Genomic DNA, 13,325 nt, shown 5'->3' with positions numbered 1-13,325 from the left:
GAGCGCGGCCGACACAAAAGACCTGAGCGGCAAGGAGGGATGAAATGCGTAAGACGACATTGGCGATCGCAATGACTATGGCATTGACCCCCTGCATTGCGGCCCGCGCTGCCGAGCCGGATGACAGCGAGGTCATGACGGTCGTGAATCAATATCTCGCCGACATGAACCAGGGCGCGGCGGAGAAGTTCGTCAAGCTGTGCGCGCCGCAGACCATCATCATCGATGATTTCCCGCCCCATGTCTGGCAAGGCCCCACGGCGTGCATGGACTGGCTGACCGCCTTTGCGGCATTCGATGCGAAGGCGGGCATCACCCCGCGGGCGGTGACCATCGGCAAGCCATGGCGCGTCAGCGTCACCGGCGACGTCGCCTATGTCGTGATGCCGGCAACGTACAAGTATACGGAAGGCAAGGAGAAGGTCACCGAGGCCAATTCCGTGTGGACCCTGGCACTCCGGAAAGGTCCGGATGGCTGGCGCATCTCGGGATGGGCCTGGGGACAGCGATAGCCATCGCGCCCCTCCTTTCAGCTCGGCCGAGCCCTCCCGCTCAGCCGGCGCGCCCTGCCCGGCTGTCGGAGGACGGGTGAGACCGGCGTGAGGGACAGCGAAGGAGCGACAGCGCGAGGATGTCGCCCCTGTGGGCGCCCGGCTAGGCGAGTACGGCCCGCACTTCGGCCTCGTCCAGCACGTCGTCCAGGGTTCGCCTGAGGCGCGACAGAAGCAGGTCCATCTCTTCGCCGGTGCAGGTCAGCGCGGGCGCGAGGCCGATGGTGCCGTCGGCAAAGGCGCGGAAGATCAGGCCGTTCCGGTAGCCGGCTTCGAACAGGCGGCGCGGCAGCTCCACTGCGGGATCGAAGCGCGTCTTCGCCGCCTTGTCGCGCACGAGTTCCAGTGCGCCGAGCAGCCCGCGTGCGCGCGCGTCGCCCACCAGCGGATGGTCGCGCAGGCCGTCGAGCCCCGCCGTAAAGGCCGGCCCGCGCGCCTCTCCGTTGGCGAGGATTCCCCCCTCCGTATAGAGGCGCAGCACCTCCAGCCCCACCGCCGCGCTCACCGGGTGGCCGGAATAGGTGAAGCCGTGCCCGATGGGCGCCTCGGGCGCCAGACCGTCGGCGATGGCCTGATAGATCCGGTCCGACATGAGAACCGCGCCCATGGGCACGTAGCCGGCCGTCAGGCCCTTGGCGACGGTCATCAGGTCCGGCGACACCGCCTCCGCGTGGCAGGCGAAGATCGGCCCCGTGCGGCCGAAGCCGGTGATGACCTCATCGGCCACGAACAGGATGTCGAGGCGCGTGCAGGTCTCCCGCATGGCCTTCAGCCAGCCGGGCGGCGGCACGATCACGCCGCCCGAGCCCTGCACGGGCTCGCAGAAGAAGGCGGCCACGTTGTCGGCCCCGAGTTCGGCGACCTTCGCCTCCAATGCGGCGACGGATGCGGCGATCACCGCTGCGGGGTCGTCGCCCACCGGGTTGCGGTAGGGATAGGGCGAAGCGATCGTGTGCTGGCGCGGCGTCGGCACATCGAAATGGGCATGGAACGCCGGCAGCGCGGTGAGACCCGCCCCGGTGGAAGACGAGCCGTGATAGCCGCGCTCCAGCGAGATGAAGTGCTTCTTCGCCGGCCGTCCGGTGGAGTTGAAGTAATGCGTGATGTAGCGGACCGCGCTGTCCACGGCGTCTGATCCGCCGAGGGTGAAATAGACATGGTCCAGCCCCTCCGGCGCCAGCTCCGCGAGGCGCGCCGCAAGGCGGATGGAAGGTTCCGAGCCGAAGCCGAAATAGCCGGTGGCATAGGGCAGGCGGCGCATCTGCTCCGCCGCGACCTCCACGATGCTCTCCTGCCCGTAGCCGACATTCACGCACCACAGGCCGGCGAACGCATCCAGCAGTTCACGCCCCGAGGCATCCCGCAGGAACATGCCGGAGGCGGACTCCAGCACCGTGACGCCATGCTTCTCATGGCCCCGGAACGACATGACCGGATGGATGAGGTGATCGCCGTCGAGAACCTGAAGCGAATTCGCGGGCATCGCGTGGTGCGGCCGGGCGTCAGTCGAGGGCATCAGCGATCGCCTTTCCGCAGCTCAGCGTGTTGGCGGTCCCGCCGATATCGGCCGTGCGCCCCGCAGGTTCGGCCAGCACCCGCTCGATGGCGCGTTCGATGGCAGCGGCGGCGTCCGCCTCGCCGAGATGCTCGAGCATCATGGCCGCGGACCAGATCTGGCCCACCGGATTGGCGATGCCCTTGCCGGCGATATCCGGCGCCGACCCATGCACCGGCTCGAACAGCGAGGGGAAGGTGCGGTCGGGATTGATGTTGCCGGAGGGCGCGATGCCGATGGTGCCGGTGCAGGCGGGGCCGAGATCGGAGAGGATGTCGCCGAACAGGTTGGAGGCGACCACCACGTCGAACCGGTCCGGGTGCAGCACGAACTGCGCGGTGAGGATGTCGATGTGGTACTTGTCGGTGCGCACCTCCGGGTAGGCGGCCGCCATCGCCTCCACCCGCTCGTCCCAATAGGGCATGGTGATCGCGATGCCGTTGGACTTGGTGGCCGAGGTCAGGTGCCGGTTCGGCCGCCGCATGGCCAGCTCGAACGCGAATTTCAGCACCCGGTCGACGCCGTGGCGCGACATGACGGTTTCCTGAATCACCAGCTCGCGGGGCGTGCCGGGATACATGCGCCCGCCGATGGAGGTGTATTCGCCCTCCGTGTTCTCGCGCACCACCCAGAAGTCGATATCGCCCGGCTTGCGACCCACGAGGGGGCAGGGAACGCCCGGCATCAGCCGCACGGGCCGCAGGTTCACATACTGGTCGAACTCCCGCCGGAACTGGAGCAGCGATCCCCAGAGCGAGACATGGTCCGGCACCGTATCCGGCCAGCCCACCGCGCCGAACAGGATGGCGTCCGAGGTGCCGATCCGCTCCTTCCAGTCCGCCGGCATCATCTCGCCGTGGCGGGCGTAGTAGTCGCAGCAGGCGAAGTCGTGCCAGGCGAGTTCGAGGCTGAAGCCATAGAGCGCCGCCGCCTTCTCCAGCACGCGCACGCCCTCGGGCATCACTTCCTTGCCGATGCCGTCTCCGGGGATGACAGCGATGCGATAGTGTCTTGCGGCCATGGTCACGCTTCCTGCGATATGGATGTGATTGGGGTCAGACGGGCGCCGTGAGGCGCAGCCCGCCCATGTGAAAGGCCTTGGGCTCCAGATATTCGGCGATGCCGAGATAGCCGCCCTCGCGGCCGAGCCCGGACTGCTTCACGCCGCCGAAAGGCGCCACCTCCATGGAGATGGCACCGGTGTTCAGCCCCACCATGCCGAATTCCAGCGCCTCGCCGACCCGCCAGGCGCGGTGCATGTCCTCGGTGAAGAAATAGGCGGCGAGCCCGTAGGGGGTCCCGTTGGCGATGGCGATCGCCTCCGCCTCGGTCTCGAACCGGAACACCGGGGCGACGGGACCAAAGGTCTCCTCATTGGCCAGCCGCATGTCGGTGGTGGCGCCGGTGAGGAGGAGCGGGGCGACGAAATTTCCGTCCGCACAGGAGGTCTCAGCCTGCTGTGCCACGCGCGCGCCTTTGGCCAGCGCGTCGGCCACGTGCGCGTGCACTTTTTCGGCGGCAGCCCGATTGATGAGCGGGCCGATGCCGATACCCGGCTCCGTGCCCGGCCCGACCTTCTGCGCGGCGATCCGCGCGCCGAGGCGGGCGACGAAGGCGTCATGGATGCCGGCCTGCGCCAGAATGCGGTTGGCGCACACGCAGGTCTGGCCGGCATTGCGGAATTTCGAGGCCATGGCCCCCTCCACCGCAAGGTCGAGGTCGGCATCGTCGAAGACGATGAAGGGCGCGTTGCCGCCCAGTTCCAGGCTCAGCTTCTTCAGTGTTCCCGCCGAGGCACGCATGAGATGGGCGCCGACGCGGGTCGAGCCGGTGAAAGAGATCTTGCGGACCGTGGGGTTGGACGTGAGCTCCTCGCCGATGGCGGACGGCAGGCCCGTGACCACGGAGATGACGCCGGCGGGAATGCCGGCCCGCTCCGCCAGCTTCACCACCGCCAGAGCGGAGAACGGCGTCAGCTCCGACGGCTTGATGACCATGGTGCAGCCGGCGGCGAGGGCCGGCGCGCATTTGCGCGTGATCATCGCAATGGGAAAATTCCAGGGCGTGATGGCGGCGGTGACGCCGATGGGCTGCTCCAGCATCAGGATGCGCCGGTCGGCGCTGGGTGCCGGGATGGTGCGGCCGTAGATGCGCCGCGCCTCCTCCGCGAACCACTTCACAAAGGAGGCGCCATAGCGCACTTCCCCCTCGGCCTCGGCGAGCGGCTTGCCCTGCTCGGCCGTCATGACCCGCGCGAGGTCGGCGGTGTTGGCGAGGATGAGGTCGTTCCAGCGCTCCAGCAGGCGCGCGCGCTCTGCCGCCAGCACTGAACGCCACGAGCGGAATGCGGTCTCGGCCGCCTCGATGGCGCGCCGCGTCTCGGCCGCGCCGCAGGCCGGAACGGTGCCCACGACCTTGCCCGTGGCGGGGTCCTCCACGGCGAGCGTCGCGCCGTCGTCGGCAGCGCACCAATGCCCGCCGATGAAGGCCGCCTGGACGAGGAGGCTCGGGTCGGCGAGGGCGAGCAAGTTTTCAGCGGCGAGGGACATGGGCGGGGTCTTTCAATAGCCGCGGCTGCGTTCGACGAGGCCGTTCATCGGCTCGCCCGCGGCGTGGCGGCGGAGGTTTTCAAGCAGGCTGACCACGGCGGTCTCCGGCCGGGTGAGACTTGCGACGTGCGGGGTCAGCAGGATGCGCGGATGGCTCCAGAACGGATGCTCCGGCGGCAGAGGCTCCGGCTCCGTGACATCGAGCACGGCGCCCGAGAGCGTGCCGGCATCGAGGGCGGTGATAAGGTCCGTTGCGACCACATGGCCGCCGCGCCCCGCATTGATGATGCGGGCGCCTTTCGGCAGCCGCGCGAACAGGCGTGCGTCCAGAATGCCCCGCGTCTCGGCGGTGAGCGGCAACAGGCAGACGAGGATGTCCGTGCGCGCGAGGAACGGGGCGAGCCCGGCCTCGCCGGCGAAGGTCTCCACGTTCGGGATATCCCGCGGCGAGCGGCTCCAGCCCGCAAGCGGAAAGCCGAATGGCGCGAGGCCCGTGAGCGCCGCCTGCCCCAGCGAGCCGAGCCCCATGACGCCGACGCGCCGTTGCGCCGCCGGCGTTTCATAGTGCTGCGCCCAGAGATGCCGCTTCTGCTGGTCGATATAGGTCGGCAGGTCACGGTGGAGCGCCAGGACGGCCATGGTTACGTACTCGACCATGCCCTCGACGATGCCGGGCTCCACCATGCGCACCACGGGAATGCCCGGCGGGATGCGGGTGAGGTCGAGGTGATCCACACCGGCCCCGGTGGAGAAGACCACTTCGAGGTTCGGAAAGGTCGCGGCGAGATCCACCCGCACGTCCCAGACGGCGACCCAGCGGATGTCGGCCGGGTCTCCCATGTCGGGCCAGATGCGCACGTCGATTTCAGGCGCCATTTCGCCGATCAGTCGGCGCCAGACTTCGCCGCGGGCGGGATCGGCCATGTAGAGGAGTGCCATGGGCAGGACCTGACGGAATGAGGGGGCGGGATCAGGAAACGGCAACCCACAGCTTGCGCACGGTCTCCAGCGTTTCCCAGGTTCCCACGAAGCCCGGCCGCAACACGAAGGTGTCGCCGGCGCTAAAGCGGCGCGGGGCGCCGCCATCCTCGGTCAACACGACCACGCCGGAGAGGATCGTGCAATATTCCCAGGTCTCGCCCTTGATGGAGCGCGTGACGCCGGGCGTCGACTCCCAGATTCCGGTGCGGATGTCCTTGTGGCCGGCAGCCGCGATTTCCCAGGTCTTGTAGCTCGGATCACCGGCGATCAGCCGGTCGGGCACGGGCTTGCTCTCGCGCGCGAGTCCGGGGGCGGCAAGGTCGAAGGCGATGAGGTTGCTCATGGGAGCGGTTCCAGACGGCAAAGGGAGGCGGGCGCCGGCCGGGGTGGGCCGCTGCTGCGCCTGTGCAGGGCGGGCGCGATCTCAGGCGTCGGCGTTCTTCCGCGGCGCGGTCCGTGCGCTGAGGGAGACGAGGATCACCATCAGGAAGGAGATCGCGGTCAAAAGGGTGCTGATGGCGGCGATGGTCGGATCGATCTCGTCGCGCAGCGCCGTGAACATGCGCTTGGTGAGCGTCTGGTACTCGCCGCCCGAGATGAAGATGGCGACCACCGTCTCGTCCAGCGCCGAGATGAAGGCGAACAGCAGGCCCGAGATGACGCTGGGGCGGATCTGCGGCAGCGTCACGATGAAGAAGGTGCGCAGCCGGTTCATGCCGAGACTGCGCGAGACCATCTCCTGCGCCGGATCGAATTTCCTGAGGCCCGTCAGCACCGAGATGATGACGAACGGCAGGCCGAGCATGACGTTGGCCAGGATCAGGCCGCTCATGGTCGCAAGCAGACCCACATTGGCGTAGACGAGGAAGACGCCGACGGCCGTGATGACGATCGGCACCACGAGGGGCAGAAGCAGCACCACCTGCAGGCTGCGCACCAGACGCGACGTGGAGAGGTTCAGCGCGTAGGCCGCCGCCGTTCCAAGCACGGTCGCGATGATCGCGCTCGACACGGCGAGGATCAGGCTGACCCGCGTCGCCTGCATCCAGGCGGCGCTTTCGAGATAGGCCTCGTACCAGCGCAGCGACCAGGAGGGCGGCGGGAAGGCGAGGAAGCGGGCGCCCGAGAAGGACATGGGCACGATGATGAGGACGGGGACCATCAGCCAGACCAGGATGAGGCCCACCGCCACGTAGAGGATGATGCGGGAGAGGGACATGATCAGCGCGCCCCCATGATGCGTTCGAACGGGATGATGAGGCTCGCCAGCCGGAAGACGAGGAACACGCAGGCGAGCAGCACGATGCTGATGGAGGAGGCGGCGCCCCACTCGTTGTAGACCTCGATGTTCCGCGAGACGAGCATGGAGACCATGTAGGTCCGCCCGCCGCCGAGCAGTTCCGGGGTGATGTAGAAGCCGAGCGTCAGCACGAAGACGAGCACCATGCCGGCCACGACGCCGGGCAGCGACAGGGGCAGGAAAACCCGCGTGAAGACGTAGAAGGGCGTGCCGCCGAGGCTCGCGCCGGCCATGGTGAGTTCGGCCGGAATCTTCTGCATGGTGGCGTAGAGCGGCAGCACCATGAAGGGCAGGAGGATGTGCACCGTCGCGATCACCGTGCCCAGCTCGTTGTTGACGAGCGCGAGGGGGTTCTGGATCAGCCCGAAATCGGTCAGCACCGAGTTCACGAGGCCGCGCCGTTGCAGCAGGATCAGCCAGGCGTAGGCCCGCACCAGCACGCTGGTCCAGAACGGCAGGATGACCATCGCGAGGATGAAGATGCTCCATCGCCGCGATGCACCGGCCGCCACATAGGCGATGGGGTAGCCGAGCAGCACGGTCGCCGCGGTGACGATGAAGGCGATGCGGAAGGTCTGCAGGAAGGTCGTCCAGTAGACGGCGTCACTGAAGAACCGCGCATAGTGCGCCAGCGTGAACGCCCCATCCTGCCGCACCGACTGCCAGACGAGCCAGCACAGCGGAACGATCAGCAGGCATCCCACCACGGCAAGCGAGGGTGCGAGCAGCAGCAGGACGAGGCGCTGTTCCCCCCTCTTGTGGGCAAGCGACGGATCGGTTGACGAGGCCGACATGGCGGGCTCCTGAAGCAGGCTGGCGGGTCGGGCCGGCCCGCAACACGGCAGGCTCGGCAGCGCGGGAGGGATCGCTTCACCCCACCTCGGGCAGGGGACGCGATCCGGTGGCCCGCGGTCTTATTTCTGGACGAAGCCCGCCCAGCGCTTGATGGCGTCTTCGCCGGCGGGCGAGGCCCACCAGGCCTGCGACACCAGCACCTGCTTGGCCGCATTCTCCGGCGCGCTCGGCATCTGGGCCGTGCGCTCGGGCGAAATCTTGCCGGTGGCATAGGCCGCCGGGTTGCCCGGGCCGTAGTCGATGTAAGCGGGGAAGTTCGCCTGGATGTCCGGCGTCATCGCGGCATTCACGAACTTGTAGGCGGTCTCGAGGTTCGGCGCGCCCTTCACGATGCACAGGGAGGTTTCCTGAAGAAGGCCCTGGTTGAAGGTGAAGCTCACCGGAGCGCCTTCCTTCATCACCGCGGCGACGCGGCCGTTCCAGGCCATCTCCATGTCGATCTCGCCATCCGCCAGAAGCTGCGCCGACTGGGCGCCGGAGGTCCACCACACCGTGATGTTCGGCTTGATCTGCTCCAGCTTCTTGAAGGCCCGGTCCACATCGAGCGGATAGAGCTTGTCGGCCGGCACGCCGTCCGCGAGCAAGGCGGCTTCCATGGTCGCCTGCGGATGGTTGCGCAGGGCACGGGTGCCGGGGAAGGCCTTCACGTCCCAGAAGTCGGCCCAGGTCTGCGGCGCCTTGCTGGCGAACTTCTTCTTGTTGTAGGCGAGGACCGAAGAATAGAACTCGTAGGCCACCGAATAAGGGGTCTTGTACTGCGCCGGCATGGACGCCGCGTTGGGAAGCTTGGAGAAGTCGAGCTTCTCCACCATGCCCTGGTCGCCGCCACGGACGCAGATGGTGGTCGGCGCGTCGATGACGTCCCATATGGGCTTGCCGGTGGCGGCCTGCGTCTTCAGGACCGGCCATGCATCCGGGGCGCTGTCCTGGTTGATGGTGATGCCGAGCAGCTTGGCGGCCGGGTTGAGGATGGCCTTGGTCTGGGCCTCCTGATACGCGCCGCCCTGCGAGACGAAAGTGATCTGCTCTGCGGATGCCGTCGCCACCGACAGGGCCAGCACCGCGGTCATAACCGGGATCGAGACTGAAAAGCGCATGCTTTTTCTCCTCTTGGCCGCTTTGGGCCCTTGCCTTCTGGAAGCTGTCTGCTCGTCCGCCGTCATCTCCCGATGGCGTCGAGGAATTGATAGGCCCCTGCAACCAGCCGCACCGCCGGCTCGCGCAGGGCATAGAATGGAATGGGGTGGAGCGGCTGCCGGGTGATGAGGCCGAGATCCGGCTGGCGCCCCGTCACCAGGTCCGCCACATGCCGTCCCATGCCGGAGGCCAGCGCGACGCCGGTGCCGTTGTAGCCCACGCTATAGACCACCCGGTCGTCGAGGCGTCCGAGATGGGGGAGGCTGTCCAGCGTCATGGCGACGAGGCCGGACCAGCGATGCGTCACCTTCACCTGCTGGAGCTCGGGGAACTGCCGCACCATCGCCTGTTCCAGCGCGGTGAACGCGCTCTCCCGGTCGGTCTTGCCGAAGGCGCCGCGACCGCCATAGAGCAGGCGATCACCCGCCTTGCGGAACCAGCGCATCATGCGCCGCGTCTCGGTATAGCTCCGCCCGGTGCGCAGCAGATGGGCGCCGGGCGTGCCGGTGAGCGGCTCGGTGGCGATCATGGCGGAACGGAACGGGATGATGGAGGTGCGCACGCGCGCCGTGGCGGGCGTCAGGTCCGAATAGGAATTGGTGGCGATCACCACCTGCCGCGCCATGATGCGCGCCGCCGGCGTCTCGATCACCACGCCCGCCCCCTCGCGGCGCAGGCTCATGACCGGCGAGCGCTCATAGACGCAAATCCCCGCCGCCTTGAGACCGGCGGCGAGGCCCAGCACGTAGTTCAGCGGGTGGATGATCCCGCCATGGGTGTTCAGCATGCCGCCGGTGAAGCCATGCGAGCCCGTCTCCGCCGCGACCTCTTCTGCGCTCAGGATGGAGATCGCCGTGTCGCCGAGCGCGCTGCGCAGCCACTCCGCTTCGGTCCTGAGCTGTTCGAGCGTATGCACATTGTGGGCGCAGCGCAGCGATCCGGTGGGCTGGTAGTCCGCCCCCTCGATGCCAAGCTCCGCGATGATCTCGCCCACATGCGCGATGGCCTCGAGGCCGAGATCGTGCATCCGGCGGGCGGTCTCGATGCCATGCCGGGTGGCGATGTCCCGGAAGCCCAGCCGGAACTTGCCCGAGACCACGCCGCCATTGCGCCCGCTGGCGCCCCAGCCGATGCCGTTGGCCTCCAGCACCACCGGCGACAGGCCGGCCTTGGCCAGATAGTGAGCGGTGGTGAGGCCGGTATAGCCGCCACCGATCACAGCCACGTCGAAGCTCTGGTCTCCGCCCGCGCTCGCAAATGTGGGACGCGCGACCGAAGTCGCCTGCCACAGCGAGGGGATGTCGGTCGGGAGCGCGGGGGTGACCATGAGGTTTTGCCTTCTCGCTCAGGCGGCCACGCGGGACGTGTCGAGTTCCGCATCCACGGCATCGGCGAGCTGCTTCAGCGTGGAGAAGTGGAAGTCCGGCTTGGTCAGCACCTTCGGGTCCGGCGTGCCGCCGAAGCCCTTCTGGCCCTGGCGCCGCTCGATCCAGCAGGTGGTATAGCCCTCGGCCTTGGCGACGCCGATGTCGTGATACTGGCTCTGCGCCACGTGCAGGATTTCCGACTGGCGGAAGCCGTGCGCGGACTGGCGCCCCTTGTTGAAGGCGAAGAAGCGCGGATCCGGCTTGGCGCAGCCCGTCTCGTCGCAGGTCACGCTGTCGTGGAAGGGGTTCTCAAGCGTCGCCGAATAGGCCGAGAAGGCGGTCCGGTCGGCATTGGTCATGGCGACCAGGCGGAAGTTCTTGCGCAGGCGGCGCAGCGCCTCCACCGAATCCGCGAAGGCCGGCCAGCGCAGCACGGCGAGCTGGAAGGCTTCTGCGGTGGCCTCGTCGTTCTGGAAGCCCCGTTCGGCGGCGAGGGACAGATAGACGTCCTTCATGGCGAAGGAGGAGCGGCCGTAGAACTTGTCGCGACCGCGCTTGTAGGGCTCGAAGATGTCGTCGTCGCTGGCGGCCGCGGCCTTCGGGCCGCCCAGCGCGCGCACGGCGTTCAGGACACCCGTCTCGAAGTCGATGAGCGTGCCGACCACGTCGAACGTCAGGACCTTGAACTGAGAGAGCTTCATCTTACGCTTTCCTTGTGGATGTCGAATTCGGGAGCGGGGTGTCAGGGCGCCTGAGGCACCACGATGGTGTCGTCGGGATGCAGCCGGACGGCGATGCGTTCGCCCGGTGCCTTCATACGGGAGCGGTTTTCGTGATTGCTCGGCACCCGCAGGCTCAGGCGGGCGCCGTGGTCCAGATCCACGAAGATGCGCACGCTCTCGCCCTGGTAGAGCGTTTCCGACACGGTGCCGGAGAGGATGTTCGCGGTGGTGTCTCCGCCGTCCTGCACCACCGTGAGCTTCTCGGAGTGCACGGCCAGGAACAGCTTCAAATTGTGCGGGATCGGCCGCGCCGAGACGATGCGGGTGCCGCCGAGGTCCACCGAATTGTCGTCGATGCGCGACACCGGCAAAAGCGTTGCCTCGCCGATGAAGCCGGCAACAAAGGAATCCACCGGATGGTCGTGCAACCGCTCCGGCGCATCCACCTGGACCACACGCCCCTTGTTCATGATGGCGATGCGATCGCTCATGGTGAGCGCCTCGCGCTGGTCGTGCGTCACGTAGATGATGGTGGCGGCAAGCTTGCGGTGCAGATGCTTGAGCTCGATCTGCATCGTCTCGCGCAACTGCTTGTCGAGGGCCGAAAGCGGCTCGTCCATCAGGATCAGCCGCGGCTCGAATATCATCGCCCGGGCGAGCGCGACGCGCTGGCGCTGGCCGCCCGACAGCTCGTGGATCTTGCGGTCGCCGAACCCGCCGAGCTCCGTCATCTCCAGCGCCGCCTTCAGCTTCGCCGGCCATTCGGACTTCGGCATGCGGCGGGCGCGCAGCGGAAAGGTCACGTTCTCGGCGACGCTCATGTGCGGAAAGAGCGCGTAGTTCTGGAACACGATGCCGATGTCGCGCTTGTGCGGCGGGGCGAACGTGATGTCCCGCTCACCGAGGAATACCGACCCGGAGGACGGCTGGACGAAGCCGCCCAGAATGCCCAGCAACGTCGTCTTGCCAGACCCGGAAGGTCCAAGCACGGAGACGAACTCGCCGGGCGCCACCTCAAGACTCACGTCGTTGAGGGCGCAGAACCCGGCGTAGTGTTTGGTGGCGTTCCGGATGGATACGCCAACGGTTCCGGAAGATGCAGGCCTGTTCATCTCGCCCCGCTCTGGAAAGCAACGCGGCAACGTTACATCGCATGTGCCACCGGACGAAAAAGCCCGTGCGCTGGCGCGGGCCGATCCGCGATCGCGATGCCGTTCCCCTGTGTCTCTGGCTTTTATCGGCCCTTGTTGGGCCTTCGTTGCGGCTAAGAAGACCAATCTTGCGCACCGGGTTCAATTGAAAAAAAATCCCGGCTAAGTTACATTATGTAAATGCGCAAAATCCGCCTCGCCCTGCCGTCCATGAATGGCTTCTTCACGTTCGAGGCAGCGGCTCGCTGCGGGAGCTTCGCCCGCGCCGCCGGCGAGCTGAACGTCACGCCGGCAGCGGTCAGCCGCATGATCGGCCGGCTCGAAGACCACATCGGCACGACGCTGTTCAACCGCCTGCCCGGCGGCGTGACGCTCACCGAGCCCGGGCTCATTCTCTACGAAGCCATCTCGCGTGGATTTTCCGGCATCGAGCACGCGCTGCGCGAAATCGAGGACCGCAATGCCGGCGTGGATACCGTGACCCTGTCGGTCTCGACCGGGTTCACCACCCACTGGATCATGCCGCGGATGGCGGAACTGAAGCGGACCTTCCCGACGGTGGAGCTTCGGTTCGAACTCATCATGTCCGCCTTGACCGGGCCGGTCACCGACGTCGACCTCGGCATGCGCTTCGTGAACGGGCCGGACGAGCGGCACGAGGCGGCCTACATCATGCCCGAGATTCTCCTGCCCATCTGCAGTCCCGGCTACAGCGACGCGCACCGAGGCCCGACGAAGTCCACGGAGGAAACCCTCATCTTCCTGAGCGAGGCGCAGCCGAACTGGTCGCACCTCTTCTTTCCGGAGGACCCGAGTTCGCCCGTCAATTCAATGATCTTCTCGGACTACGCCATCGTTGTGCAGGCTGCCCTGCTGGGTCAGGGCGTGGCGCTGGGCTGGCTGAACGTGATCTGCCACTGGCTGCGCAATAAGATGCTCATCCCCGCGAGCCCGCGCCTCATGACCACCGGGCGGCACTGCCAGTTCGTACGGTCGCGCGACAAGGCCACGCGCGTGATCGTCACCGAGGTGCGGGACTGGATCATCGCGCGCATCCAGGAAGACATCGCCGTGGTCACGGAACTCCATCCGGAACTCGGCCTCGACGCGGTGCTGGAGCAGGGCGCGCGTCAGGTGGCGCCCAGGAGCTGACCCGA

The 13,325-nt window shown here is 67.3% G+C and carries 13 protein-coding genes; 2 read left to right on the top strand and 11 right to left on the bottom strand.

From position 1 onward, the window contains the following. The first annotated feature begins 44 nt into the window (after window positions 1-44). Complete coding sequence (locus XAN126_RS0102375; RefSeq protein ID WP_081762493.1) at window positions 45-512, top strand: nuclear transport factor 2 family protein; 468 nt, start codon at window positions 45-47, stop codon at window positions 510-512. A 142-nt stretch (window positions 513-654) separates the two neighbouring features. Here the strand turns inward: XAN126_RS0102375 and XAN126_RS0102370 are convergent, their stop codons facing one another. The 11 genes from XAN126_RS0102370 to XAN126_RS0102320 form a co-directional block, all read right to left on the bottom strand. After that, window positions 655-2,034 carry an aminotransferase class III-fold pyridoxal phosphate-dependent enzyme gene (locus tag XAN126_RS0102370; RefSeq protein WP_024277000.1) on the bottom strand — a complete coding sequence of 460 codons (1,380 nt, stop codon included), beginning with the start codon at window positions 2,032-2,034 and terminating at the stop codon, window positions 655-657. Window positions 2,035-2,053: 19 nt separating this feature from the next. After that, window positions 2,054-3,127 (bottom strand): tartrate dehydrogenase, encoded by a 1,074-nt coding sequence (locus XAN126_RS0102365; protein WP_029876610.1) that lies wholly within the window; start codon window positions 3,125-3,127, stop codon window positions 2,054-2,056. 34 nt (window positions 3,128-3,161) lie between these two features. Beyond that, window positions 3,162-4,655: an NAD-dependent succinate-semialdehyde dehydrogenase gene (locus XAN126_RS0102360; RefSeq protein WP_029876609.1), complete on the bottom strand. Its 1,494-nt coding sequence runs from the start codon at window positions 4,653-4,655 to the stop codon at window positions 3,162-3,164. Window positions 4,656-4,667: 12 nt separating this feature from the next. Continuing rightward, window positions 4,668-5,594, bottom strand: coding sequence for a glyoxylate/hydroxypyruvate reductase A (locus XAN126_RS0102355; RefSeq protein ID WP_024276997.1), 927 nt, complete (start codon window positions 5,592-5,594; stop codon window positions 4,668-4,670). 31 nt (window positions 5,595-5,625) lie between these two features. Beyond that, window positions 5,626-5,979, bottom strand: coding sequence for a cupin domain-containing protein (locus tag XAN126_RS0102350; RefSeq protein ID WP_024276996.1), 354 nt, complete (start codon window positions 5,977-5,979; stop codon window positions 5,626-5,628). 81 nt (window positions 5,980-6,060) lie between these two features. Further along, entirely contained in the window at window positions 6,061-6,855 is a 795-nt protein-coding gene (locus XAN126_RS0102345; protein WP_024276995.1) for an ABC transporter permease, read from the bottom strand. A 2-nt stretch (window positions 6,856-6,857) separates the two neighbouring features. Further along, a complete protein-coding gene (locus XAN126_RS0102340) occupies window positions 6,858-7,730 on the bottom strand; it encodes an ABC transporter permease (RefSeq protein WP_024276994.1) in 873 nt (290 codons plus the stop codon). Between the two features lie 120 nt (window positions 7,731-7,850). Beyond that, the gene (locus XAN126_RS0102335; RefSeq protein WP_024276993.1) at window positions 7,851-8,888 is read right to left on the bottom strand and encodes an ABC transporter substrate-binding protein; all 1,038 of its coding nucleotides are present in this window, start codon (window positions 8,886-8,888) and stop codon (window positions 7,851-7,853) included. Window positions 8,889-8,950: 62 nt separating this feature from the next. After that, the gene (locus XAN126_RS0102330; RefSeq protein ID WP_024276992.1) at window positions 8,951-10,255 is read right to left on the bottom strand and encodes an FAD-binding oxidoreductase; all 1,305 of its coding nucleotides are present in this window, start codon (window positions 10,253-10,255) and stop codon (window positions 8,951-8,953) included. An 18-nt stretch (window positions 10,256-10,273) separates the two neighbouring features. Next, window positions 10,274-10,996: an HAD-IA family hydrolase gene (locus tag XAN126_RS0102325; RefSeq protein ID WP_024276991.1), complete on the bottom strand. Its 723-nt coding sequence runs from the start codon at window positions 10,994-10,996 to the stop codon at window positions 10,274-10,276. 41 nt (window positions 10,997-11,037) lie between these two features. After that, a complete protein-coding gene (locus XAN126_RS0102320; RefSeq protein WP_024276990.1) occupies window positions 11,038-12,129 on the bottom strand; it encodes an ABC transporter ATP-binding protein in 1,092 nt (363 codons plus the stop codon). Window positions 12,130-12,348: 219 nt separating this feature from the next. On the opposite strand from XAN126_RS0102320, the gene XAN126_RS0102315 reads away from it, so the two are divergent. After that, on the top strand, window positions 12,349-13,320 hold the full coding sequence (locus XAN126_RS0102315; RefSeq protein WP_024276989.1) for a LysR family transcriptional regulator: 972 nt from the start codon (window positions 12,349-12,351) through the stop codon (window positions 13,318-13,320). Window positions 13,321-13,325: the final 5 nt, after the last annotated feature.

This window comes from Xanthobacter sp. 126 (genome assembly GCF_000526175.1).
GTDB classification, from domain to species: domain Bacteria; phylum Pseudomonadota; class Alphaproteobacteria; order Rhizobiales; family Xanthobacteraceae; genus Xanthobacter; species Xanthobacter aminoxidans.
Note: the sequence above shows the minus strand (reverse complement) of the source record. Positions and strands in the feature narration are given on the sequence as shown.

Excerpts from the sequence above, each read along its gene's own strand:
- XAN126_RS0102330 (WP_024276992.1), bottom strand. The coding sequence starts at position 10,255 with ATGGTCACCCCCGCGCTCCCGACCGACATCCCCTCGCTGTGGCAGGCG.
- XAN126_RS0102345 (WP_024276995.1), bottom strand. The coding sequence starts at position 6,855 with ATGTCCCTCTCCCGCATCATCCTCTACGTGGCGGTGGGCCTCATCCTG.
- XAN126_RS0102370 (WP_024277000.1), bottom strand. The coding sequence starts at position 2,034 with ATGCCCGCGAATTCGCTTCAGGTTCTCGACGGCGATCACCTCATCCAT.
- XAN126_RS0102365 (WP_029876610.1), bottom strand. The coding sequence starts at position 3,127 with ATGGCCGCAAGACACTATCGCATCGCTGTCATCCCCGGAGACGGCATC.
- XAN126_RS0102360 (WP_029876609.1), bottom strand. The coding sequence starts at position 4,655 with ATGTCCCTCGCCGCTGAAAACTTGCTCGCCCTCGCCGACCCGAGCCTC.
- XAN126_RS0102320 (WP_024276990.1), bottom strand. The coding sequence starts at position 12,129 with ATGAACAGGCCTGCATCTTCCGGAACCGTTGGCGTATCCATCCGGAAC.
- XAN126_RS0102350 (WP_024276996.1), bottom strand. The coding sequence starts at position 5,979 with ATGAGCAACCTCATCGCCTTCGACCTTGCCGCCCCCGGACTCGCGCGC.
- XAN126_RS0102375 (WP_081762493.1), top strand. The coding sequence starts at position 45 with ATGCGTAAGACGACATTGGCGATCGCAATGACTATGGCATTGACCCCC.
- XAN126_RS0102325 (WP_024276991.1), bottom strand. The coding sequence starts at position 10,996 with ATGAAGCTCTCTCAGTTCAAGGTCCTGACGTTCGACGTGGTCGGCACG.
- XAN126_RS0102335 (WP_024276993.1), bottom strand. The coding sequence starts at position 8,888 with ATGCGCTTTTCAGTCTCGATCCCGGTTATGACCGCGGTGCTGGCCCTG.
- XAN126_RS0102340 (WP_024276994.1), bottom strand. The coding sequence starts at position 7,730 with ATGTCGGCCTCGTCAACCGATCCGTCGCTTGCCCACAAGAGGGGGGAA.
- XAN126_RS0102315 (WP_024276989.1), top strand. The coding sequence starts at position 12,349 with ATGCGCAAAATCCGCCTCGCCCTGCCGTCCATGAATGGCTTCTTCACG.
- XAN126_RS0102355 (WP_024276997.1), bottom strand. The coding sequence starts at position 5,594 with ATGGCACTCCTCTACATGGCCGATCCCGCCCGCGGCGAAGTCTGGCGC.